General features: G+C 38.2%; 23 protein-coding genes. 3 read left to right on the forward strand and 20 right to left on the reverse strand.

From position 1 onward, the window contains the following. Positions 1–38: 38 nt before the first annotated feature. Positions 39–536, reverse strand: coding sequence for a hypothetical protein (locus ACZ9EE_RS31215; RefSeq protein WP_476032470.1), 498 nt, complete (start codon positions 534–536; stop codon positions 39–41). A 292-nt stretch (positions 537–828) separates the two neighbouring features. Further along, on the reverse strand, positions 829–1,635 hold the full coding sequence (locus ACZ9EE_RS31220) for a hypothetical protein (protein ID WP_476032471.1): 807 nt from the start codon (positions 1,633–1,635) through the stop codon (positions 829–831). Between the two features lie 241 nt (positions 1,636–1,876). Here ACZ9EE_RS31220 and ACZ9EE_RS31225 point away from each other — a divergent pair, with 241 nt between their 5' ends. Together ACZ9EE_RS31225 and ACZ9EE_RS31230 are read left to right on the forward strand one after the other, a co-directional pair. Then, on the forward strand, positions 1,877–3,346 hold the full coding sequence (locus ACZ9EE_RS31225; RefSeq protein ID WP_476032473.1) for a flavin monoamine oxidase family protein: 1,470 nt from the start codon (positions 1,877–1,879) through the stop codon (positions 3,344–3,346). Positions 3,347–3,562: 216 nt separating this feature from the next. After that, positions 3,563–3,736, forward strand: a complete 174-nt coding sequence (locus tag ACZ9EE_RS31230) for a hypothetical protein (RefSeq protein WP_476032475.1) — start codon at positions 3,563–3,565, stop codon at positions 3,734–3,736. Between the two features lie 118 nt (positions 3,737–3,854). On the opposite strand, the gene ACZ9EE_RS31235 is transcribed toward ACZ9EE_RS31230, so the two are convergent. The 3 genes from ACZ9EE_RS31235 to ACZ9EE_RS31245 form a co-directional block, all read right to left on the reverse strand. Next, entirely contained in the window at positions 3,855–5,102 is a 1,248-nt protein-coding gene (locus tag ACZ9EE_RS31235) for a Bcr/CflA family multidrug efflux MFS transporter (protein ID WP_476032477.1), read from the reverse strand. A gap of 584 nt (positions 5,103–5,686) precedes the next feature. After that, positions 5,687–5,893 carry a hypothetical protein gene (locus ACZ9EE_RS31240; RefSeq protein ID WP_476032479.1) on the reverse strand — a complete coding sequence of 69 codons (207 nt, stop codon included), beginning with the start codon at positions 5,891–5,893 and terminating at the stop codon, positions 5,687–5,689. A 415-nt stretch (positions 5,894–6,308) separates the two neighbouring features. Continuing rightward, entirely contained in the window at positions 6,309–7,031 is a 723-nt protein-coding gene (locus ACZ9EE_RS31245; protein ID WP_476032481.1) for a DUF2161 domain-containing phosphodiesterase, read from the reverse strand. A 316-nt stretch (positions 7,032–7,347) separates the two neighbouring features. Here ACZ9EE_RS31245 and ACZ9EE_RS31250 point away from each other — a divergent pair, with 316 nt between their 5' ends. After that, positions 7,348–7,731, forward strand: a complete 384-nt coding sequence (locus ACZ9EE_RS31250; RefSeq protein WP_476032483.1) for a DUF1398 family protein — start codon at positions 7,348–7,350, stop codon at positions 7,729–7,731. A 310-nt stretch (positions 7,732–8,041) separates the two neighbouring features. Here ACZ9EE_RS31250 and ACZ9EE_RS31255 read toward each other — a convergent pair whose 3' ends face one another. The 15 genes from ACZ9EE_RS31255 to ACZ9EE_RS31325 all read right to left on the reverse strand — a co-directional run bounded on the left by ACZ9EE_RS31255 (position 8,042) and on the right by ACZ9EE_RS31325 (position 25,603). Further along, the gene (locus ACZ9EE_RS31255) at positions 8,042–9,292 is read right to left on the reverse strand and encodes an ATP-binding protein (RefSeq protein WP_476032485.1); all 1,251 of its coding nucleotides are present in this window, start codon (positions 9,290–9,292) and stop codon (positions 8,042–8,044) included. A gap of 304 nt (positions 9,293–9,596) precedes the next feature. Next, positions 9,597–10,250, reverse strand: a complete 654-nt coding sequence (locus ACZ9EE_RS31260; protein WP_476032487.1) for a vWA domain-containing protein — start codon at positions 10,248–10,250, stop codon at positions 9,597–9,599. Positions 10,251–10,327: 77 nt separating this feature from the next. Next, entirely contained in the window at positions 10,328–11,308 is a 981-nt protein-coding gene (locus ACZ9EE_RS31265; RefSeq protein ID WP_476032489.1) for a macro domain-containing protein, read from the reverse strand. Positions 11,309–11,537: 229 nt separating this feature from the next. Beyond that, entirely contained in the window at positions 11,538–12,485 is a 948-nt protein-coding gene (locus ACZ9EE_RS31270) for a sugar ABC transporter substrate-binding protein (protein WP_476032490.1), read from the reverse strand. Next, a complete protein-coding gene (locus ACZ9EE_RS31275; RefSeq protein WP_476032492.1) occupies positions 12,482–14,563 on the reverse strand; it encodes a PAS domain S-box protein in 2,082 nt (693 codons plus the stop codon). The genes ACZ9EE_RS31270 and ACZ9EE_RS31275 overlap by 4 nt, the downstream gene beginning before the upstream one ends. Further along, the gene (locus ACZ9EE_RS31280; protein ID WP_476032494.1) at positions 14,517–15,362 is read right to left on the reverse strand and encodes a CheR family methyltransferase; all 846 of its coding nucleotides are present in this window, start codon (positions 15,360–15,362) and stop codon (positions 14,517–14,519) included. Before ACZ9EE_RS31280 ends, ACZ9EE_RS31275 begins: the two co-directional genes overlap by 47 nt. Positions 15,363–15,374: 12 nt before the next feature. Further along, positions 15,375–18,116, reverse strand: a complete 2,742-nt coding sequence (locus ACZ9EE_RS31285; RefSeq protein WP_476032496.1) for a response regulator — start codon at positions 18,114–18,116, stop codon at positions 15,375–15,377. Positions 18,117–18,577: 461 nt separating this feature from the next. Continuing rightward, on the reverse strand, positions 18,578–18,952 hold the full coding sequence (locus ACZ9EE_RS31290; RefSeq protein WP_476032498.1) for a FixH family protein: 375 nt from the start codon (positions 18,950–18,952) through the stop codon (positions 18,578–18,580). A 57-nt stretch (positions 18,953–19,009) separates the two neighbouring features. Continuing rightward, positions 19,010–19,459 carry a hypothetical protein gene (locus ACZ9EE_RS31295; RefSeq protein WP_476032500.1) on the reverse strand — a complete coding sequence of 150 codons (450 nt, stop codon included), beginning with the start codon at positions 19,457–19,459 and terminating at the stop codon, positions 19,010–19,012. 276 nt (positions 19,460–19,735) lie between these two features. Next, positions 19,736–20,641 carry a hypothetical protein gene (locus tag ACZ9EE_RS31300; RefSeq protein ID WP_476032502.1) on the reverse strand — a complete coding sequence of 302 codons (906 nt, stop codon included), beginning with the start codon at positions 20,639–20,641 and terminating at the stop codon, positions 19,736–19,738. 340 nt (positions 20,642–20,981) lie between these two features. Beyond that, on the reverse strand, positions 20,982–21,845 hold the full coding sequence (locus ACZ9EE_RS31305) for a 50S ribosomal protein L11 methyltransferase (protein ID WP_476032503.1): 864 nt from the start codon (positions 21,843–21,845) through the stop codon (positions 20,982–20,984). 286 nt (positions 21,846–22,131) lie between these two features. Continuing rightward, positions 22,132–22,755: a chloramphenicol phosphotransferase CPT family protein gene (locus ACZ9EE_RS31310; protein ID WP_476032505.1), complete on the reverse strand. Its 624-nt coding sequence runs from the start codon at positions 22,753–22,755 to the stop codon at positions 22,132–22,134. A 188-nt stretch (positions 22,756–22,943) separates the two neighbouring features. Then, entirely contained in the window at positions 22,944–23,450 is a 507-nt protein-coding gene (locus tag ACZ9EE_RS31315) for an AAA family ATPase (protein ID WP_476032507.1), read from the reverse strand. Between the two features lie 157 nt (positions 23,451–23,607). Further along, positions 23,608–24,936: an alpha-galactosidase gene (gene melA / locus ACZ9EE_RS31320; protein ID WP_476032509.1), complete on the reverse strand. Its 1,329-nt coding sequence runs from the start codon at positions 24,934–24,936 to the stop codon at positions 23,608–23,610. Positions 24,937–24,961: 25 nt separating this feature from the next. Further along, the gene (locus ACZ9EE_RS31325; protein ID WP_476032510.1) at positions 24,962–25,603 is read right to left on the reverse strand and encodes a YesL family protein; all 642 of its coding nucleotides are present in this window, start codon (positions 25,601–25,603) and stop codon (positions 24,962–24,964) included. Between the last annotated feature and the right edge of the window lie 11 nt (positions 25,604–25,614).

A 25,614-nucleotide genomic window follows, 5' to 3' on the forward strand; every position in this document is an offset into this window, starting at 1 on the left:
AGATTACCGCTGTGTTCTGGCTGATTGTTTTTAAAAAACTACTGGTTCATTGAGCCGCTGTTATTGGTGGCATTTCGGTTGTTAGAAGCATTGTTATTTCCGCCAGCTTCCTCGCCAATTTGGTTTCCGAGTGCACCGCCTGCAAGTCCACCTGCGACAGTACCGATTGGTCCCAAAATAGATCCAACCATAGCTCCAGCTGCACCGCCGCCTACCGTACCTACCGCTTCACCAACGTCACTTCCACCTTGGTTTGTTGCATTGTTACCAGCCTGGTTCGTTGCATTGTTACCAGTTTGGTTCGTTGCATTGTTACCAGCTTGGTTTGTTGCATTGTTACCAGCCTGGTTCGTTGCATTGTTACCAGTTTGGTTCGTTGCATTGTTACCAGCTTGGTTTGTTGCATTGTTACCAGCCTGGTTCGTTGCATTGTTACCAGTTTGGTTCGTTGCATTGTTATCAGCTTGGTTCGTAGCGTTGTTGCCGCCTTGGTTTGTGTTTCCACCATATTGATTGCGTTCGTTATTTTCAGTCATCTATTTTCACTCCCTTGTTGTATAGGAATGAGCTACTAACTTGGTTAGCAACATTCCCACAACATATTTTATCCAATCTACTCGGTATTACCCACTTATCATGGATTTTCTTAAAAGCCCATACGGTCGTAATATTTTGTTGGATAGGTGGAAAATCTAATACCTATATACTGCTGATAAGACGCTAATTTAATCAGGGTCCTTTTAAACTTATGAACGACTGCATCCGAATATCAGTGTACCTTGTTATATAAAAAAGTTGGTGCCATTGTCTAGCACCAACTTCAAATGACTATTTTATCTTTTCGCATTCCTCTAATATATTCTCCGTCTGTTCGATTAAGGAGAACGTTTCATTCCAAGAGTGTTCCGTGCTGATATCCTGAGAATGGGCCAAATTGTTCCGAAGTTCTTCTAGCTTTTTAAAAAACTGTTTCCCCTTCGTCTTGTTCTCAATCCCCAACTGTTTTCTCAATGGGTCTTCATTTAGGACAATGTCTCTTTTATCACAAATCTGCAAGCAATCACTTAATTGAATCGCTTCATTCTTGGATTTTCGAAGAGCATATAGATCTTCTGCAAATTTGACCCGATTAGGATTTAAATGTTGTTTCCAGGTATCATTAGGAAAATAATCATGAATAATCCGATATAAATGCATCTCTAATAAGGAAATCAACCCAAAAAGCAGCATCCGAACAGGCGGCTTTTGTAAATCGGCCAAGGTGACAACTTTTGTGATTCTATTCCCTTCCAGGATAAAAATTCGTTCCATTTCTTTGAAAATAAACAGCGTCTGTAAAAGTGACGTTGATTCTGAAACAAGCTCAGTCGGACTAAACCTTCGATAGTATTCTTTACAGGTTCCTTCCCGAAGCTCGTCTCTTACCAGATAACCAATGACAATTCCGTTCTCTTCCACACCCAAAATATCAAAGTCTTTCGCTACCATCATGTTTTTTATCTCATTAGCATCATCGTATAGTTGACAAGTATCTAAATGTTCGGCAATGCTATTTACAGTGATGTTTTGTTCATATAAGGAACGAAGACTTTGATAGGAACTGACTTTATCGCGCTGTGCTGGAATAACTGTCATAATAACCTCCTCCGATAAAACTCCTTTTCCACAAAAAAACTTAAATTTATTATAACCATAATCATGACAAGAAAAATAGAGTAGTCCTATGGAAAAGATGATTTCGCCAGGACCTTTTGAGTGTTTCACAGCACAGAAATAGGAAAAGTACATACCCGAACATGCCTCTAATTACTCATAAACACATAGGTGCCTCTTGAAGTGAATACAATGTAATAAATTATTCACAAGGGGGGATGGGATGCCTGATCCATCTAATCAGTTAACGACTCCACAAATGATCAGCGTGATTAGAAATGGGCTGACCAAGTCGAAAGTACCTAAGAATATTACGATCGTTGGCGCTGGAATAGCAGGACTTGTTGCCGCTTCACTATTGATGGATGCCGGTCACACGATCAACCTCTTGGAAGCCAGTGACATGGTAGGCGGCCGCATCTATACCATCCGTTCCCCTTTTCACAACGGGCTGTATATGAACGCTGGACCGATGCGTATTCCAGAATCACATTATTTAACCTTAGAGTATATTAAGAAATTTGGGTTAAATTTAAACGTGTTCATTAACCGAACCGACGTCGATATTCTTTATATTAACGGAATCAAAACACGACTGAACATCTTTGAACGTTATCCGGATATCCTTCACTTTCCAGTAGCGCCCAACGAAAAAGGGAAAAGCGCCGAAGACCTTTTAAATTTAGCTTTACAGCCCATTGTGGATTTTATTAATAAAAATCCTCAAAAAAATTGGCGCTTTATAGAAAAAGAATTTAGTGACTACTCGCTTGGTTCGTTCCTAAAATTTTACCATTATCAATATGGAACGACATTTTCTAAAGGCGCGGTTGATATGATTGGTGTGCTGCTTGATTACGAAGCCTATATGGGAATGTCCTTTCTTGAAGTATTGCGAGAAGCCTCGCAATTCCGAACAACACGTTACTATGAGATAACAGGTGGTATGGATTTGCTTCCTAAAGCATTTCTGCCACAATTAAAGGATGTCATTCGGTTTAATCAAAGGATGACCAAAATTACCCAGCATCCCAATAGTGTCTCGATCCATTCCTCCCATCCGAAAACGCTAGCTCCTTCTACCATAACCAGTGATCTTGCCATCATCACCATACCCTTCTCCGTTCTAAGATTTGTCCAAGTGGAGCCTTATCATTCTTTTTCCTACTACAAACGGCGGGCGATTCGTGAATTGAACTATATGGCCGCAACCAAAATAGGAATAGAATTTAAAAGCAGGTTTTGGGAACGGGCCAATCAACTTGGAGGAAAATCGATAACGGACTTACCCATCCGTTTCAGTTATTACCCGAGTCAGGGGATCGGGACAAGTGGACCTGCTGTGATGGTGGCCAGTTATACATGGGCCGATGAGGCTTTGACATGGGACGGTTTATCAGACGAAGATCGCATTCAATACGCTTTAAGGAATTTAGCTGAAATTTACGGAGACCAGGTCTATTCGGAGTATATCGTTGGGACTTCGTTTAGCTGGGTCGATAATCCCTACTCTACTGGAGCATTAGCCACCTTCGAACCGGGTCAAGAAACCGAGCTGTTTCCTTATATCACTAGACCCGAAGGAAGAGTCCACTTTGCAGGTGAACATACCATCATGACCCACGGATGGATGCAAGGTGCGATTGAATCCGGGATACGGGTCGCTTATGAAGTGAATGACCTGCCAAAATGAACAACAATAGGTATGGTTGCTCGAGCGATGAGCAACCTTTTAGTTGTCCGCTAAAGTTTTAATATCATCCACCTACTGATATGCTAAAAATTTGATGGTTAATCCAGTCTTCCACTTCCTATGAATTTTTTTGAAAACGTTCACAAAAAATAGTGGAAATCGCTTTCAATATCCTATATAATTATATTAAAATTACAACTTGAGAGGTGAAACAGCATGAAAGAATATATTTTTCTTCTAGAAGAACCAGTCGGGACTAGAGAGATTAAGATATTAGCAACAGGAATGATGGAAGCTTTTAAAAAAGCAAAAGAATTTCGAAAAAATATTGTTCAAGATGCTAAAATAAATGTCGATATGATGTTAAAAGGTGTTAGATATACGGATTAACCTTAAAGAAAATGATAAAGAAAGGAACAATCCTACCTTTATGTTCTTATTAAGATTAATAGTAGACAAATAAAGGAGAACACATTCACTAATTGATGAAATGTGTTCTCCTTCTCATTTATATCTTAGAGACGGTTTTCTTTAAAACGCACTGGTCCTTGGATAGTTGCATTTTCAGCGAAGCTCTTCTTACTAATCCAAAATAGGAAAGGAACGCCAGAAAACTTGCACAAAAGATTATGACACCCATCGGAACGCCTGTAAACGCCCCAGCAATACCCACAAGTGGAGCCGTTATGGAGCCAAGAACAAATGGCAATAACCCTAATAAGGCAGAAGCACTGCCGGCAATATGTCCTTGCGTTTCAATCGCTAAAGCAAACGATGTGGTTCCAATAATACTGATAGAAGAAATAAAAAAGAAAATCGGAATCGCGACAGCAATAAGCGGAGCTTTTAATAACAATGCGATCAATAACCAAGCCCCGGCTATATTAGAGATGGCTAAGCCGATCTTTAAGAACGTCCGCTCCGAAACGATGTCTGCCAAGCGACCAACCAACTGACTGCCAATAATTAACGCTATTCCATTTGTCCCAAATAATAAACTAAATTGCTGTGGAGTTACCCCATAAATATTCTGATAGACAAATGGAATCCCAGATACATAGGCAAAAATCCCAGCCGTCGTAAAACCTTGCGTTAGTGCGTACCCCATGAACGTTCGATCCTTAAATAAAGAACCAAAATTCTTCATGATCTGTGGTAAATTACTTGGAACACGGTTTTCTTCTGGCAACGTTTCTTCTAGTTTAAAAGAAACAGTAAAGAGCAACACCGCGCCGACACAGGCCAAAGCAACAAAAACTCCATGCCAATTGGTAAAAGCAAGGATCCCCCCTCCAGCAATCGGTGCCACGATCGGCCCAAGGTTACCTACTAACACCATCATCGTAAAGAACTTCGTCAGTTCCCTTCCGCTAAAAAGATCTCGAACAATCGCTCTTGAGATTACCAGTCCACCTGCCGCAGCAAAGCCCTGGACTAAACGCGCGATGATCAGGAAATAGATATTAGGCGCAAACGAGCATGTTACGGAAGCCAGTAAGTACAAGCTGATAAAAAATAGCAAGGGTTTCCGGCGGCCTTTTACATCACTCAAAGGACCAATGACTAATTGCCCCAATCCCAATCCTAATAAGCATGATGTTAAACTAATTTGCACAAGTGATGCTGTAGTATCAAAATCTTTTACAATCGTTGGAAAGGACGGTAAATACGTATCGATTGTAAATGGTCCCAAAAGTCCAAGTGATCCTAAAAGTATAGCCAGCTGTATTCGTTTCTTTCCACTCGGTTTATTCAATGTCCATCGCCTTTCTAAAAATAGTATTTTCACATGGTCTATCTTTTCACGTTCACATTACCCCTATTGTCTGCCCAATCGATGATCTAGAGAATCCCCTCCAATATGTCTGTACCCCTTTGTTCCATAAAATAACGAAAGAACTTTTCCAATTATTTCGACATGCTAAATAAAATAATGTTTATTATAACCCGATATTGCTCAGTGGTAAACAAATAAATTTATTTGAATATATGTAAGTTGTAAGGACAGCTTTAATAGTGCATTAGAATCAAATAAAAGAAGGGTGGGAATTAGCCTAAGTAGTTCAGTTACGAGTAGAAAATTAAAATGCACAACTGAGCTATCAACCTGATTAACACTGCTTTTGTACGAAAAAAATAGCAAAAAAAATATTTGGGAAACTGAGCGTTTTTTTTAGCGTGTCGGGTAAACTTATTTGTAAGAAGATTTCCTGACTTTGGACAGAACTGAAGTAATTCAGCCATCTGTTGTCCGAAGATGCCTCGACTTTGGACAGGATTAAAGTAATATAGCCATCTGCTGTCCGAAGATGCCTCGACTTTGGACAGGATTGAAGTAATTTAGCCATCTGCTGTCCGAAGATGCTTCAACTTCGGACAGAACTGAAGTAATTTAGCCATCTGTTGTCCGAAGATACCTCGACTTTGGACAGGATTAAAGTAATATAGCATCTGCTGTCCGAAGATGCCTCGACTTTGGACAGGATTGAAGTCATATAGCCAGCTGCTGTCAGAAGATGTTTCGACTTTGGACAGGATTGAAGTCATTTAGCCAGCTGCTGTCCGAAGATGCCTCGACTTCGGACAGAACTGAAGTCATTTAGCCAGCTGCTGTCCGAAGATATCTCGACTTTGGACAGGATTGAAGTCATTTTGCCAGCTGCTGTCAGAAGATGTTTCGACTTTGGACAGGATTGAAGTCATTTAGCCAGCTGCTGTCAGAAGATGTTTCGACTTTGGACAGGATTGAAGTAATTTAGCATCTGCTGTCAGAAGATGCCTCGACTTCGGACAGGATTAAAGTCATTTAGCCATCTGCTGTCACACATTTGCCCGTATGATGTTTTGAGCAGCAAGCGGAAGTTAAAATTACATTTTTTATTTTTATAATCGAATCAAATGTATAATCATAATATAATCGAGTTTCAGCTATCAGCTATCCTGGCCCAAGTGTATCTAAATACTAGTTTTTTAAACTACTTAAATAATAATTCAAAAGATCAGGATATTCCTTTATTTCTTCTCTGCCCTTCTCACTTATTACATAGGTTCCTCTCTTAATTCTTTCAAACCAACGATAATAGTTTTTAACAAGAATGGAGGAAGTTTTGTCTCCAGTTCCTAATTGAATTAACGCTTTCGGTGATAAGGGTCCCAGCTCCATTAGATAACAAGCAATTTGGATACAAGTCTCTTTATAGGCTGTCATTATTTTAGTCCGATTGCTGCCGCCCACATTGAAGTCTGCACTTCGCCCATTAATTTCCTTCAAAACAGCTGCTCTTTTTAACTTGCTTTGCCCCATACTTTTACGGCGGTCAAATGTAGATGGATGAAATACTACTTCTGTCTTCCCCCGTTTCGATGGGCTTGAAACCAAAATTAACCCCAATTCCAGCCTTCTAATTAAATGACATTTATCAGCCCACCGTCTAGAATTAAGACGATGCTTTGGTTTGGGGATGGCAATATAAACTTGATCTGTTATTCGCTGTCGTTTGGCAGCCTGTATAAGCAAATCAACACTTAACGTAAGCTTCAATTCAATCACAACTATTTGTTCATCTTTGACCGCAACGATATCACAATCTTTCACTTCACCGTAAACCTCATAGCCTTCTTTTACGAAAAAAGTCTGAATTGGCTTATATAAATCCATCTCTTGCAGCTTTTTTGTTTCCGTCATATATGATCACCATCCAATTCAAACCAAACTTGCTGCCCAAAATACTTTTTAAAAACAAGAAATAATTTTATATATTAAATTTAACCTATATTGTGTTCTTGGAAAAGGCTAAAATCGGCAAAGTTCATCATTGTAGTAATTATCCTGTTTTTTCTTACCATGGTAAGTAGACTATTTGGCTGTTATTTCTTTTTCAGCTGAGATGGTTTCTGACCATTTTATTTAAAGCTTTCCTTATCTGATTGTTCCTATTTTGGCATAAGAATTAGCTTTACGGTTAAAATGATGAAGAAAATCTCTAGCTGGAGGAATAATCATGAATGACGATCTAACGGAGAAAGAGTTACATAAAATTATTGAAAGAAGAAGTACAGGAAAGACAAGCTTTGCGGAATTCTTGGATGAACTATCTACTAGCGGGATTACTGAGTACGATATTGATGTAGCCACCGGTGAAGCTACATACAAAAGCGAGCACGCAGAGCTAAAAACAGATCCTCAAGTTGACTTTGTGATTTCAAAAGACTTTGATCGGAATGAAGCATTAGAAATCATTGGAAACATGTCCCTTCCCTTTTTAGACTTTCTACGGGAGATAGCGAACACAGGAATTAAGACTTATAACATAAATATTAACGAAAAGAAAGCAATTTATGTCGGAATGAATGGTGAACAAATCGTGGAACAACTTCGACTTTAAAATTAACGAACGTTTTTTAATTCGGGTTTACAAAACGTATCTGTTGTTTATTACCTAACATTCCAAGTTATTATTGGTTACCAATGTGCATCAATTATTTGACATAAAAAACATGTCCTGAATAGAAAATTCAGGGCATGTTTATTGTAGTTACTAATTTTAATTCTTCTTTCAAAATCGAACGTTATACCTCTTTTAATTCATGATTCATGATTCATGATTAGCCTCAAGAATTTTTTATTATAACCTGCATTTATTTCTAAAAAACCATAAACGACTAATGTAAATCCATTTATTAAAACGTTAATCGTTAGGCTATCTGGGGCAAAAGAATGATAAATTCTGTCCCCTTTTCTTTTTCACTGTTCACTTGTATTTTCCCTTTGAAAGAACGGACAATTTGAAAACTAACCATCATTCCCAGTCCGGTCCCACTTTCCTTTAAGGAATAAAACGGAGATCCAAGCCGATCAATTTGCTCTTTGGTCATGCCAATTCCTTCGTCCTTTATGGAAATCTTGATATATCCATCATCCGTTGCCGTACAACTAACCCATACCAGTCCTCCATTCGGCATGGATTCGATTGCATTTTTCAAAATATTAATCAACGACTGGTTTAATTTTTGAGGATTCGCATAAATCCAACAATCATCCAAAAAATCTGTTTTAATTTCAACATTATAGTTCTGGGAGTAACTTTGCAGGATATTTACGACACGTTTTAACTGATAACTTACATCGATTTTCTGGCTTTGATCGATAGTAGGTTTACCAAGAGTTAAAAAATCATTAATAATTTCATTCGCACGATCTAATTCTTCAATCGATAACTGTAAATATTTCTTCTTTTCATTAGGCAATTCAGGCTCGTTGAGAAGCTGCAGAAAGCCTCGCGTCACTTGCATTGGATTTCTAATTTCATGCGCAAAAACACTGGTTAACTCACTAATCACTCGCAATTTCTCCGTGTTTTCCATCTCTGATCGCATCTGGTGAATCTCCCTGATGGTTTCATTGAGGACCATGAAAAACCAAGTAACGACCACCGCAAAGATGAGATGAATGCCCTGTACTTTCAGATTATCGAAGGTAAATCCTCTTAGAATACCAAAGATAGTCAGGCCAATCAGACAGTAATAAAAGGCTAGACCAACAGCAATTTTAACCCGTTTATTTTTTCTCGCACTCGCAAATGATTTTTGAAAAAATAAGATAACAGGCAGTGAAAATAATAAAACCAGCAGCGTATTATAAAATCCTACACTGATTCCAAAATAAAGTCGATAAAGGATAATAAGAACTGATAGGAAGATACCTGGCCAAACTCCTCCATAAAGGGTTCCTAATAAGAGAGGAATAATTCTTAATTCTATCCGAGCATTTTCGCCAAAATCCACTGGGAAGGACATACAAAATATGATAGATATTCCCCACAAAATGGACATGATGACGATTCTATTTTTTCTACACTTTACCCACTCGGTCAAAAAAGTGTAGTAAGTAAATATGGGTAGGACCATAAGTGTTAATTGCAGCAAAAAATCCTTTATTATACTCATCTTGGTTACCTTTCATACTGTGTTCTATCTTTGAATCGTGCTGGATAGGGCGATAATCTTGTTCTTATATGTAATGGTCTATTCATTTAAATATGGATTTAAGATAGTACCTAATTATGCCAATTATACCTTAAAATGATGATCATTTGTCAGTTTTTGTTATTAAAAATGCACGTAATATAAGTTTTTTGTATGATTCTGAAGATTTGTTCGACAAGAAAAGGGCCGCCGCAGCGACCCTTCACCATTTTTCCCCTTATCGTCTTAAACAATTTCAATGTATTCCCTTGAATAAAATGATTTCCTATTCATTCCTCGAACGCCGAATATAATCGTTTTCGATTCCTTTTTTCCAGTTTCGATCAATCTTTTTACCGCTTCGAAGGCTGCTGACTGCTTCATTAACTGCTTCATAATTTAATTGTGTCCCGACGTCATCAGCATGGTAATCGACCGCGAAGTCCTCATCAATTCCAAATCGTGCAGCTGTTGAGATGGCATCAATATTCGCGCCAAGAAATAAGAAATCCCAGCCATATTGCTCTTTTTGGTGATGAACCATTTTTTTAATCTTCTCCGCTGTGAACTCGCGGCTGGCATTTTCCATTCCCTCTGTGGTAATCACAAACAATACTTTTTCTGCCTGTTCTTCCTTCCTCGTTCGTTTTTGCACATTGACGATTTTTTGAATCGTAAAGCCAATCGCGTCTAATAACGCAGTGGTGCCGCCTACTTCATAATCCTTTTCGGTCAGGAGTGAAATACCCTTGACATTGATTCGGTCATGTAAAAGTTCGTATTGATGGTCGAATAATACGGTGGTGACAATCGCTTCACCTTCGGCTTTCTGCTGTTTCTTTAACATTGCATTATAGCCGCCAATCGTATCCGCCTCAAGCCCACCCATCGAGCCGCTCCTGTCTAAAATAAACACTAATTCGGTTAAATTTCTTTTCATGATCATCATCCTTCGTCATTTGATAAACAAAGGATAGCATTCATCCGGGAGGGATTGGTCGCTTGGAAAGCGACATTTTAAGCACCGAGTATGGGCTGATCGAAAGCAAATAAGGCTCCATTGATTTCATGAATATTGTAGTTGGCTTGTTGAACAAAGAACTCAATAATCACATCAAATTTACTGCTCCGTGATAACGTGTAGCCGGCCGCCTCAAGCAGTTCATTTGTTTCCGCTAAATTTAATTGTAATGCAATCGCAAACGCAACAGCGGTCTTCTTTTTTGGCGTATAATCAGCTTCATTGCGAATTTTAGAGAATAACCGCCGGTCAATATTGGCCCGTTTATACGTCTCCACATCCGTCAAGCCTTTCTCATCAATAAAACGTAACAACCGATCCGAAAAAGATTCATTAAGCTGGTCTAACAAATCGACCAACGAATATTCTGCTTCTTGGAACAGATCCTGCTGTTGTTCCAAGATATAGTGTTCTTCCCGATTCCGATTAAACATGTTTTCCGCTTCATCTACATAATGCTCATCGATATATTCATTAATGGAAGAAAACAATTTCTTTGTTAACCCGAATGAACGTTTATCAAAAACCACCAGGAAAACAAGCATCTCATGGTTCAGTAAAAAGGAACTAATGGCGGAAACCGCTATCTGTAAGGCTTGTTCCTTTGGATAACCATAGATGCCCGTCGATATTAACGGAAAAGCAATCGATTCACATTGATGATTTTTTGCCAGTTCCAACGAGTTAAGATAACAAGCCTTTAATAGATCAGCTTCTTGGCGGTTTCCCCCTTCCCAAATAGGACCGGGTGTATGGATGATGTATTTGGCATCTAAGTTACACCCATCCGTAATGACCGCTTCACCCGTCTGGCAGCCGCCAATTTCATCACATTCTTGTTGTAACTCGCGGGCACCTGCGGCCTGAAAAATCGCACCACAAACACCCCCGCCCATTTGCAGCGCAGTATTCGCAGCATTCACAATCACATCAACCTTCATCTTCGTGATATCATGGCGAACCAGTTCTAACGGCATAAATGAAGCCCCCAATACTTTAATCTAGCTATTATTACTATACTATAAAAGGAAGCATGGGGACGGTTCTCCTGCTCCCTTCCCAAACCATAAATGTATGACTATGAGCAATATGCAGCAGCTACCCAAAACGTAAATCTACAGCATAAAAAGACTGGCTGATAAAGTTGGTATACACTCAACTATATCCGCCAGCTCTTTTTTCTCGCTCTATCTTTTCTATTTATTTCTACTTTTTTAATATACCTTCTAAAAATTCTATTTTGCTTTTAGCATTATCCGCTGTAATAATGTCAACGTCACTGTTTATCCTTTTTTCAACTCTTTGCCCTTTTATCGCCTTTAAAGCATTTTGGACACTGATATAGCCCATGTCATATGGATTCTGTGCAACGGAGCCTGTCAACGTTCCATCTTCGTGATATTTAAGCATTTTAATAATACCATCTGCCCCGACAACTGGCATCTTCAATCCTTTTTGTTTTACATACTGGATCACTTCTAAAGCCATTCGATCATCAGAGGCAAACACACCTTTTAAATCAGGATGATCATTCAGCAATTGAGCGATAATGGGAATCACTTTACCGTCAGGATCATCAACCCGTATCTTCCCGTCAACCGTGTCAATTCCAACTGTATGTAAAGCCTCTTTTGCCCCTTGAATCCGCTCTTCACTTACATGATCTTTTGAAATCCTCCCGATCAATGCAACCTTGTCTCCCGGCTGCAGCATCGAGGATAATAGTTCCCCCGCTTTTTCACCTAAGGAGGGGTTATCGGTTCCAATAAAGGAGGTTTGACCAGGCCAATTGACCGACGTATCAACAAGCAGCACGGGAATATGGTTCTTTTTAAATTCCTTTAAGACAGGGATTGAGGCTGGAGGGTCGTTCGGCGCGAATATAAGGGCGTCCGGTTTATCCTTTAAGACCCGTTTCAAAATAGAGAGTTGCTCTTCATTATTTAGGTCAGGAGCATAAATTTTCCCTTTCACTCCAAAGTTTTTTAAGCCTTTTTCGACTCCAGCGACGATAATCGCCCAATACTCCGACTTTGTTCCTTTCAACACGACAGCAACGGTCGGCTTTTCGGCTGCATATGCTTTGTAAAAGTAACCCAATAAACCACAGAAAAAGAAGGCGGAAACAAGTAGGATCTTCCATTTTTTCTTCACTGGTTCTCACCATTCAACAACTGTTTTTTATTTGAACACTGGAAACAAATCGAAAAACAGGTTCCTTCATGCCCCGACTCCACGTTGATTTTTGCCTGATGCCGATCGGCGATACTATAACAAACTGCTAGTCCCAATCCAGTCCCCTGGTCTTTTGTCGTAAAAAAAGGAGTACCCATTTTGTCCAAAATGTCGGCTGTAATTCCTTTTCCGCAATCCTTCACTTCTAAAATAACCAGATCTTCTTCATGGTAGGTTCTAACAGTAAGAGTCCCGCCAAAATCCATCGCCTCAAGTCCATTTAGGACCAGATTCAAGAAAAGCTGCCGAATTTCTTTTTCATCTAAGAGCAGTTCAGGACATGGCTCCAACTGATGCTGAACTCGTTTCCCAGCCAGGTTCGCTTCTGCGTTGATTAAGGGGAGGATGGTTTCGATGATTCTATTTAAGGATTGTTTGGTTTTGTTACTTGCCTTATTTTTGGCAAGCGTTAAAAACTCTTTAATAATGCTATTTGCTCTGTTTAATTCATCTAGCATAAGATCGATGTATTCAGGTGAAAGCGGTTCGCTGGTACTTTTCCACATTTGCAAAAAACCATGCACCGTTGTCATCGGGTTGCGAATTTCATGTGCGATTCCAGCAGCCATCTCGCCGATTAAATTTAATCGGTCCAACCGAAACATTTCTTTCTCTAAATTCTCTCGATCCGTAATATCATTGACCAAGATGAGAACGCAGGCTTCATCCTGGATTTCAATGATTTCCGTTGATAACAAACCACTGCGCAATTGCCCGTTTTTTGATTGGTACTTGATCTTTAGATTACTCAACGGTTTATTCCACTCGAGCTCAGCTAAATCGTTCTGATTCCCCTCCATACACCTAAAAAGGGCCCAGTCGAACATCTGATTCTTTACTTTTTCATATTCATAACCAGTTAAATCTAGCCATGTTCTATTAACATCTATAAATCTTCCATTACTGATGGAACGAATCGCCATTAAGCAAGGACTAGCCTCAAAAATCTTTTTAAAGCGTTCATGGGAAACAAATAGGTCATCCGCTACTTTTTTCCGCTCGCTAATTTCCTCTTTTAGCTTCTCATTGGTAGATAACAAGTCTAATGTTCGTTCTTCCACTACTTTTTTAAGAAGATGGAATTGTTGGTTTTTGATTTTCTCGATTTCTTTCCGTTCCGTCACATCACGAATGGTACATACAAAAAGAGGATTATTTTCGATGGCCGCTTTTCCAATTTGAATATCAACAGGAAAACGGTTTTTATCTTTTCTTACGGCTACCCCCTCGAGTATTTTTCCAATCGAGAACTTGGTAAGTGATGGAATGGATAAGGGCTCCATCCGTTCGCCGTTTTGCTTTACCACTGGAAGAAGTGTGGCTAAATGCTTCCCTATTAATTCCTCAGTAAAATAGCCAAACATTTCTTGAACCATCGGATTAACCGATAAAATAACTCCCGATTCATCAAAGGTAACAATCGTGTCCAGCAAGGTTTCACCAATCACCTTTGATAGAGTCTCATTTTTATTTAAATCAACCGTTGTACGATTCAATTTGAGTTGAACTTCCTCAAGCTCAATCGATTTTTTCCATTCGCACTGTTTTAAGCTCTCAGTATGACTATGATAAATTTTTACAAATTGTTCTACTTTTTGTTTTAAGGTCTCGGGATTGAACGGTTTAAAGATATAATCAATCGCACCAACAGAATACCCATGAAGAACATGTTCCATGTCTTGACTGATGGCGGTAATAAAGATAATCGGAATATTTTTTGACTTTTTTCTGGCTTTAATCAGTTTTGCCGTGTCAAAACCATTAAGTCCTGGCATTTGAACATCGAGCAAAATGACGGCAAAATCTTGCTTTAGTATGCATTTTAACGCTTCTTCACCAGACCTTGCCGTCACCAAATGATAGCGGGGTGAAGAGAGAACTGCTTCCAACGCGACTAAATTTTCCTTAAGGTCGTCTACCATTAAAATATTAATCATTTCCGTGTCTGGATTATTTGTTTTTTCGGTAAAGTCTTTCTGCTGAATGGAGTACTTCATAGTGTTTTGCATAATTGGTAAAACGGATCTCCTCTCTATTTCCAAGCCCTAAAAAACCCGAATAAAATAGACTTTCATATAATAACTGATGAACATGATTTTGCAGCTTTTTATCAAAATAAATCATAACATTTCGGCAAATAATGATATGAAACTCGTTAAAGGATTGATCGGTAACCAAATTGTGTTGAAAAAAGACCATATTCTTTTTTAAAAAGGGAGAAAAACAAGCTCCTTCATTTTTCACCGAGTAATACTCTGAAAAAGCCTGTTGCCCCCCGGATTGAATGTAGTTGGTTGTGTAAAGTTTCATTTTCTCTAAAGGGAAAGAACCTTGTTTCGCCTTTTCTAAATTGACCTGATTGATATCGGTGGCATAAATCTTTGTTTTTTCCAATATTCCTGCTTCATGCAGCAAAATAGCCATCGAATAAACTTCTTCCCCAGAACCACAGCCAACATGCCATATGCGGATCGCTGGATAGTCTCTTACTAGAGGAATAACCTTTTCTCGTAGACTCTTAAAAAAAGAGGGATCCCGAAACATTTCTGTTACATTTATAGAAAAATCCTTAAACAATCTCTCCATGGCAAGGGTGTCATGTAAAATTTTTTCCTGCAATCCTGAGACGGTCCTTCGCTTTTCTGCGGTCATTCGATTCAAAATTCTTCTTTGCAGGAATGGAGCAGCATAGTTTCGAAAATCATATCCGTAATGGCGGTAAATGGCTTCAAGTAATAACTCCATCTCCATTTTCTGCAGTTGCGGAACGTCTTGTTTCTGATCGATATTGGTCATGGTTATCCCCGCCTATCTATATAGCCAAACCTGGATCAGTGAGTATAACTGATCGACATCAATTGGTTTGCTAATGTAATCTGAAGCACCAGCATCGATACATTGTTCCCGGTTATGTTTCATTGCCTTGGCTGTTAGGGCAATAATGGGTAAATTCTGAAATTCCGGTTTCGTACGAATGTAGCGCATAGCCTCAAATCCATCCATTTCCGGCATCATAATATCCATCAAAATGAGATCAATATCTGGAGATTCTTGTAACACTTCGATCCCTTCTCTGCCATTCTCAGCAAAAAGAACATCGATTTCAAATTCCTCCAGTGCAGAGGATAAAGCATAAATATTTCGCATATCGTCATCTACGATTAGAATTTTCTTCCCATTCATTAACGGGTATTCCCTTGTTGCATCTTCGTCATTTATATTTTCATTCGGTTGAAAATGACCAGCGCCGTTGGAATGCGTTTCCTCCTCATGAAAGGCAGCAGCCGTTTCTAGTAGGGTGGAAACGTACTGTTCATTTTCTTTCAATTGTTGAAGGGGCAAGTAAAGTGTAAAGGAACTTCCAGCCCCTTCTTCACTTTGTAAATCGATAAAGCCTCCAAGCAACTCGGCCAACTCTCGACTAATCGATAAGCCTAAGCCTGTCCCCCCATATTTTCGGCTAATCGTTCCGTCAGCTTGAATAAACGCATTAAAAACCACTTCCTGCTTATCTTTTGAAATCCCAATTCCTGTATCCATAATGGTAAAACTGATCAATGGTTCGGTCTGCTTTGCTGATTCACTTGGAACCACCTTTTTAATCATTAAGGAAACCTTTCCTTTTTCTGTGAATTTATAGGCATTGGATAAAAGGTTTCGCAAAATTTGGTTCAGTCGATGCTCATCGGTATAAATGGATTTCGGTAAATCATCAGCTAAGAAAATACCAAACTCCAAACCTTTTTGACGAGCTAAAGGAGAAAAATATCTTTCTGCAAAGGTCGTAATCGTTTCAAATGGAACTTCTCCGTGCAAGACCTCAATTTTTCCAGCTTCCACTTTTGCTAAATCTAAAACTTCATTAATCAAATGAAGCAAATCAATTCCCGATGAATAAATGGTTTGGATATATTCCAATTGTTTAGCTGTTAAATTTTCATTCTTCTTTTCCATTAGCATTTGAGCCAGAATCAATAAACTATTGAGAGGGGTCCGAAGCTCATGTGACATATTCGCAAGGAATTCAGATTTATACTGGGAGGTTTGAGCAAGTTCTTGTGCTTTCTCCTCCAAGGCAATACTGAATTTCTCCAATTCCTTATTTTTCTCTTCCGAATGTATATACTGCTCCTCGAGCTCTTCGTTTATGATTCGCAGCTCCTCTTGCTGCTGCTGCAGCTCTTCTGATTGACTTTGCAGCTCCTCTGTTAATGCCTGTGATTCTTGTAATAAATGTTTGACCTGCATTCGATTACCTATACTGTTGATGGTAATGCCGATATGGTCCATGACTTCATGAAGAAGGGCTTGTTGAACGGCAGTAAACGGTTTAAAAGATGCGACCTCAAGCACAGCCAAAACTTCTCCTTCATATTCAGCTGGCAGAATCAAGATATTTTTGGGAGATGCTTCACCGATTCCAGAAGCAATTTTCACATAATTGTCGGGGACCTCCGAAATCATAATCGGTTTCTTTTCAGCCGCACATTGGCCGACAAGTCCCTCCCCGAGATGGAAACTTCTTGACGTAACCGAATCAAGGTTATACGCATAAGAAGCCCTACTGATCAGACGTTGATCACCGTTCCTACATTCTTTAATATAAAAGACACCAAAATGCGCCTCTACCATCGGTGTGATATTTTGGATAAATAATCGGGATAATGTGGAATAATCCTCAACGGAAGTATACATGGAAGTCATCTCCGCCACTTTTGATTTCAGCCAGCTATGTTCCTCCGCTTTTTCGATTAATGCTTTTTCTTGTTCCGCTTTTTCTTCCAAGGTTTGAGCCATTTGATTATAGGCAACAGAAATCGCTCCAATTTCGTCTTTTGTAGCAATCCCGATGCGCGGGAACTTTGTCCCATGATAAAGAGCGACATTGCCCATGACGGACGTCACCCGCTGCAAGTTTTTGGTCAAGCCCCTAATAATCCAAATTGCAGCACAAAGGCCGATAAGAAAACCAATGAGTACTAGGACATAAATCATGTTTAACTCAAGGTTATAGGTTTGCCTTGTTCGTAAAAGTTGATCTTTCATTTCCTGTTCCTGCAGGGTAATTAATAAATCGGTAATTTGCTGGAGCCGTGCCCGATCGCGCTTGACATCTCCCCAAATGAGCTTGTCAAAATGAGCGTTTTGATCCGTTTTTTGTAAAATGATAATTTGGTTGCCGACCTCTTCATAGGTTTTGTAAATCGTATTAAATTTAGAAAGTAAAGCCTGTGTTTCTTTACGTCTATCTAACTTTCCTAGTTTTTCAATGGAGGAGTGAATATTTAACCTGGATTGCTCCCATTCATTGACTACTTGTGGAAGGACATTTTCAGGCGGGATAGAGGCGATTTCACTTAGCTCTCTGCCCATATTGCTAACTTCGAACTGAATAGTCGAAGCCATCAACTTCCGATCATCTAAATCGGAAACGACGGAATTCATGCTAACGGTCTGTTGATTAATCATCTTAATTAAAATAACGAGAAAGATAATGCTAAAAAGAAATATAAGTCCTAACCCACCATAAAGCTTTGTTCTAAATTTCATATAGACTTCATTCTCCTGATTGTTTTAATGAATTACGATTAGAAATTTGTTATTTAACAACGAAATGACGGATGACAAATTAAAAAAGCGAAGATTGGGAAAATTAATAATGTTATAGAGTATTATCCTATGATCATCTTATTTATACATAAATCATATAGAGTAGTGCTTATGTAATGAAATCTATACCTATTTTAGAATACATACTTTTCTGTAGTGGATTCTAGTAAACTTTAATATAAAAACACAAATAACTTGAGTAGACTAAATTAGTTTATCATAATCGTTAGGGCTAGAAAAGGTTTGTTAAAAAGAACGCACATGTATCCTGATGAAAATCTATCCAAGCTATTATGTATTTATAAAAAAATCCTCGAAATCATGAATGGTTTCGAGGATTTTTGCTGGCCCGTTCTAAATTTTTCGAACTTCGGCTAATATAGGATTGTTATTTTTTTAATTTATTCTGCTTTGTTATAAACAATGGAAAATCTTTTTTCACCTTTCCATTTTTCCCCGTTGGAGTCTATATAAATGTTTGCAGTATAGTCCCCTTCCATTTCCAATTTAGCTTGGCCAACATACACCCCATTTTCTGTTTCCTGCATCTTCATAGAAACATCACCATGACTCATCCCCTGCATATCCAATATGGAACTAACCTTCGCACCTTTTACTGGTTTACCATCCTGATCGAAGATTGTTAGTTGGATGGGAGTAGCTTGGCCTGGTGTAAAGGATTTAGGTGTAGATAGTTTTATGTCAAAGTTGTTTGAACTGCAGCCTGCGATCAAGACCATTATTAGGCTAAAAATTAAAACTGTAAATTTGTTCATACGCACCCTATTCTTTCTATAGATTTGTCTTGTTGAAATCAACCCCTGTATAGAGGCCTAAAATGGTAAATCATCATTGGCTATACTAAATTGTAATTTACTATTTTGTGTTTGAAGGATCGTGTTAGTTTCTTCATCTTCTTCCATCTCAGCTTTTGTTATCCCAAAGGGTACTCCGTTTTCAGTATATCCAGCTGCAAAATAAAACATATCTTCGCCAAATTCATCTTCCAGTTCTTTTTCTCTCTTCCTTATTTCCTTTTGTTTTTGTCTAGCTGCGAGAGAGTTTTTAACCTGATTTTTGTAAGACTGTTTAAATTTATACCCTAGTATTTCTAGCTCGGTAATCGCGCATAACAGGTCTACTCCAAACCAATTACTATATCCTTTTGCTATATGTTTGCCATTATAGTGGTCAACCCATTTTTTAGCGTTTTGAAGACGGTCTTTTAGATTATACCGTTTCCTTCTAGGAGCGTTATTTGTATTATGCTTCTTTTTTGCCACACTACTGCCTCTTTTCAATGATTAACATATTAATAGTATAATATTTTATTCATTCTTTCATATAAATCATCTTTCTAATTTTATATTCCCCTCATAACCGTGGGAAAGTCAAATTAAACTGAGGGATTTACATTTCATAATAAAATGGTTGGTGTATGTTTTTGCGAATAAAATAAGGCAAACCCAATAGAGGATATGCCTTAGTCGTTGTAGTTGGTACTTCTTAGTGTACACTTAGTTAGTTGGAACTTAGCTTACTAGCTGTCTTCAATAATTTTACTTCTCACCAAATTCTACATCAAATAGATAATCAGCTGGTTCGGTACTATCGAAGCTTTCCTGTGTAATATGTCCTTGTTCATCTCTTTCTTCACTTGTTTTCTTCATTGCAAAAGTTGAAATATAATATCCTTCAACTGGCAGCTGATCATCATCTAATAATTGAATTTTTCCATTTGTTACAATAAAATGAGTTGGATCTTTTACTGCATAATTTTCCCGTTGCCCTGAGCTTTGTATACTATAGGAAGAAAAGTCACCTTTAGTATGAGTAATATCTTTAATATTTAGTACATTAAGATTTTCAAAGAAACGGTCAGCATCAATTAAGCGATTGTATTGAGGCCATATATCTAGCTGACGATCCATAACTTGATACCTGCTCTTCCTAACATCATATTGGATTTTATATAGATTATAGCTATCGCCATTTTGCTCGAGTAGCTGCCATCTTAAGTCTGTAATTCTACCATTTTTAACATAGTCTACTTTAAAATCCTCAAGACTCATACTATTGTTATCTAGATTTAATTCCTGCTTAATTCGTTCATTTTCATCTTGAAAGTTCAGCGTATATACTGAACCAAGTTGATGTTCGATATATATTGGGCGACTTTCCCATTCATTAATGGCAAATGGTAAAAGCCAATGGGTAAGTATAAACGCAAGAACGCCAAAGACAGCAGCTAGTCGTTTTACATCTATATTTAATTTGGGTCGAAAAAAGATCAAATACACTACAAACCCAAGTGGAAGTGAAATTTGATTGAAATTAAATGCAAATGAACCTAATACAAAGTATCCCATGATTTTTAGCGGATAATAAGATTCTGTATCGCTCTTTTTCTTCACTAAAAATAGGAAACTAACAATTAATATTACGATATAAACAATAGATGCCATTTTTACCTCCATCTGCAGGAGTACGCTAGCCAATGTGGAAAATCTGCAAGATAAGCTAAGCAATCCTAAATTTCATTTTCTTCTTAAACAAATACCCCGTTAACACCATAAGCCTTTTTACCAATTTTACCATATTATTACTCAATAAAATGCTAAAAGCAGTGTGATTTCGGCTGAGAAATCCACTGCTTTTATATGTGTTTACCATATGCTTTTTGCTATGACATGTCCTTAAACATTTCAACTAAATTATAGTAAAACTGATTTTGAATAAATTAAACAAGACCAGGCATGCAGCAACATGTCCGGTACAGCAATAGACGGTTCCCTCTTAGGGCGATCAATTGAAAATGCATGTCACCCATTCGTTACTTTGTTTCTTTTCCTCCAAAAGGAATCCTTCTTCTTTAAATAAAGTCTCTACCCGATAGTAATTCCATTCAAGCATACCTGACAATATAAATGTAGTGTCCTTGCAATCTAAGAGTCTTTGGGCATTTAGGATATCAATATTTTCCTGCGTTCCGATATTAATAAAAATCCAATCATATTGTTTGTTGATTCGATTTTTATTCTTGATTAAATCACTTTGAAACACATTCACCGGCTTGACACTATTTAATTCACACTGATACAGTATTTCTCGTTCGACCGGTTGGATATCATATGTATCGATAGATTTTGCTCCCTTAAGGGCTGCAGCAACACTTAAGACTCCTGAACCAGCTCCGATATCCGCAACACTCAACCCTGTAAAATCACGGTTTAATATGAAGTTCAAACAATCTTTTGTAGTTTCATGATAGCCTGTACCAAAATTCCCTTGGGAGTCAAGTACAATTCGCTTTTCTTTGTGGTAATGATTCCTTCTATCGGGTGTGGTGATGACCCATCCATTCTCAAGGAAAATATCATTAAACGTTTGCTGGTAAATCCGTTCATTAACTTCCTTAACGACGAGACTAAATTCGTCAATGGCTAATAATTCTAATAAATTTCGTCGTTCCTTTGCTTCGAGATAATTATTTATATAGATATTTAGTTCTGTTGTTTCATTTTGCTTCTCAACAAAGGCATAGCCGTTGGAATCTGTCACTACATCTAATGGAACCTCATAAAAGGTTTGGTAGTAGCCCCTGTGGTATAAAGATGTAACAATTCTCTCGATCTTTTTTGTTGGGAGTCTTACGGTTATTTCATACATTGTTTTTCTCCTTGTTGTGGCTATTTACATCATACGAATAGCCCTTTATTGATCAATCTTTTTATCATTATCGCCAGGAAAACTAAACGAATTCCTTAAACCTAGGTATATTTTCATCTAAGAAATTCGAATTTTGGACATGTTTGGGAACATTGATCATAATAGATTGAAAACTTTCCTGAGAGAAAAACTGTTCTTCTTCAGCCATATTCGAACCCCAGAGAAAATCGTATTTAACGGAAGCTTAAATAGAGTCATTCACATACTTACTTCTAGAAAGACTCAGTTAAACTCCCTTCTTTGCAATGCGCTGGAAAGCTGTCGGGGGTGGACCATCTTCGAGCAGCTGGCGAATCAATTTAGCACACTCATTAGAAGTGAGCACTGATGTATCGACCACCAAGTCATAGATACCAGGTACGTGGACTTGCTGCTGCCATAAACTGACTGGCTTTGGTATTTTTCCATCAGCGGTGTATCCAATATACCCAGTTTTAAGCCGCCGTTCCATGACAATTTCGATTGGACAACAAACGCCAACAAACCAAACAGGAAGCCCATTTAAGATCCGAGCACAATTTGGAAGAATGTTCAATGGAATGGAATACCCTTCATGGTGACCAACATCTACTACGACGTTTAGCCCTAATCGACTATATAGAGCAATCGTCTCATACATCGCACGGTACATAATAGTTACGAGAGGTTCAAGGTCAGGGCGTTCACCGCCAGGTCGCAAACCTATCCCAGGCTGATATTTTTCGGGAGTCATCTGCATGAACGAATCGACCCCTATGTTCATCCACACACCTTCGAACCTATTCTGAATCACAGCGGCAATACCGGATTTCCCAGATCTAGGAGTTCCGTTTAGGATTATAATCTTTCCAGGTTTATTAACTTTTAACATAGAGTTCTCTCCTTTGATCATACGCTTTTGAAGAAATATGCTCTTTGAATTCAAGTAATCTGTTGCTACTGTGTCATTTAGCTAAGATTTTCATAACTCCATTTATTTTACTTAATTTTTTTAATTCAGATAGTCGCTCCCTTTTGTTGGTTAGGTTCTATTCATTTCTGTAACCAACCAAGAAAAAATTAGTTATCCAAAACGTTCAACACCCAATTTTTAATATTCAGCGCTACTTCATCCACATTACGATTTGATGTATCGACGATAGGCATAGGTGGAGAATAAGCTTTATCCGCATTTTCAAGCAGCCATTTTGCAAAAATTTTATGTTCCTCAATAAGTTCCTCTGACCAACCTCTTTTAGATAATCGTTTTTCACGAGTAGCATCATTACAATGAAGGTTCAGATAATAAATATGACTAAAATCTTGATAAGTAACGCATTTTTCGACATCCCAAGGCATGATCGTTCCACAAAGAACGGTCATTCGATGGCTTTTAGCGATATTACTTGCAATTTTTAACCAGACATTTTTAAGTTTTTGCCAATCACCAACATCTTCCGATATGACATCTATATCAAACACATCAAAGTGACCCAACATCTCTTGAAGGTATGGAACCACTGTACTTTTACCCGTCCCACTCGCACCAGTAATAATAAATAAAGGTAATTTATTATTTTCCAACAAATTGGACCACTCCTTAAACTATTTTCTTAATGCTTAACCGTACAATAGCGATAAACCTTCTTTAACTCCGACTATCCTTGAGTTCATATGCCGCCAAGTCACAAAAGACTCTCAATTATACAATTGAGAGTCCTTACACCGTAAAAGATTTTTAACCTTAATTCGTAGCGATAAACTGTTTTTTATCTTGATAGGCAGGCAGCCATTCTCCATGGGCCTCTATTAAATCGTCGCATAATGAGACAATATCATCTAATGATAACTCTGACGCTGTATGTGGATCGAGCATAGCTGCTTGGTAAATGTACTCTTTTTTCCTTGTTACGGCAGCTTCAATGGTTAGCAATTGTGTATTGATATTTGTTCGATTTAAAGCGGCCAGCTGCTCAGGTAATTCCCCTATATAACAAGGGATGATGCCGCTTCGGTCCGCAATACAAGGAACCTCTACAACCGCCTTTCGAGGGAGATTACTAATCAGTCCGCCTGTGTTTAATACATTGCCGCCGAACTTAAAGGCAATATTTGTTTCCATCGCTTCAATAATTCTTGAACCATATTCTGATGAACGTACGTGTGAAAGATTGGAGTCAGTGGTAAGAGATTCGCGCATTTCTTCCCAGCCTTTAATTTGATTTTCACAACGCCTTGGGTATTCATCAAGCGGTATATTGAACTTTTCAATTAGTTCTGGATAGTTATTTTTAATAAAGTAAGGATGGTATTCAGCATTGTGTTCAGAAGATTCTGTTACATAAAAGCCGAATTTATCCATTAGTTCAAAACGGACCATATCATGATGTTTAGATTTTTGCTTTTCTAATGCTCGCTGTTTAATTTCAGGGTATAGATCCTTCCCATTCTTTTTGACTTCCAGCAGCCAAGCCATATGGTTAATTCCAGCTATTTTTTCTTCCACGCCTTCAGGATCCATCTCTAATGTCTTAAACAAGTCTCTTGTACAAACTTGAACACTATGACATAATCCTACTGTTTTTACATTTGTATATCGCAGCATGGCCCCTGTTAAGGAAGCCATCGGATTAGTATAATTTAAAAGCCAAGCGTCAGGGCATACCTCTTCAATATCCTTCGCAAAGTCGAATAGTACCGGGATGGTACGTAACGCTCTAAAAATACCTCCGATGCCAATCGTATCAGCAATGGTCTGACGAAGGCCATATTTTTTAGGAATTTCGAAATCAATTACTGTACTTGGCCTATATCCGCCCACCTGGATTGCATTGATTACGTATTTAGCTCCTGTTAATGCTTCCCTCCGGTCTAAATAGGCTTTAATGCTAATGGATTTATTGTAACGATTCCTTAGATTCGTCAGCATAGCCTCTGATTCTCTTAATCGCTTTTCATCAATATCATATAAAGCAAATTCAAAGCCATCAAGGGCAGGAACCATCATACAATCCCCCAAAACGTTTTTCGCAAAAACAGTACTGCCTGCCCCAATAAAAGTAATTTTCTCCATTCCCTAATCCTCCCTAAAATAAAGTTTATATTTCTAAAAACTCGACATCATATGGTTCCTTGACAGATTCCACCCCCTTAAGCCGTTCTATTTTCCGAAAACAACGGTTGCAAAGGGAAAATAATCCATAAGTACTGATGCTAAAAATAATCACACCAGTAATAGGCAATGCCATTGCAAGGATCGCTGTTCCAACTAGCATCAACAGCCCCAAAAGGGTTGTCGGAAAATGAATAATTGAAATGAAGATCGCATTTTTAATGACCATACGCCAATTCGCTTTGTAGTGGACCATGACAGAAAACAAAAAGACGGTTGAAAAAGAGTATAGAATCCCAAAAAAGAATAGAATCGGCAGCAAAATAGGACGGATCGAACTAAAATGGTTCATAAACTTATAGTCAAAATATAATAAAAAACCAATAAGCAGCCAGATAATCCCTAGCAGAAAACTCTGCTTGAAATTTTCCTTAAAAAACCGGAAAAAAGGTCTAATTACACTGGAATCCTTATACAAAACCGATTGCCTAATAACCGCATACATGGCGGTTGTTGCTGGAAATATCGTAACTATAGGCAAACACATTAAAAGCCAAAGCAAATTGATCAGAAGAAGATTCGAAGCAGTCTCGAATGCGGAATATGCCTTGCTGTTCATAAAGTTCATATATTTTCACC

The sequence above is a fragment of the Bacillus sp. URHA0034 genome (genome assembly GCF_056280405.1).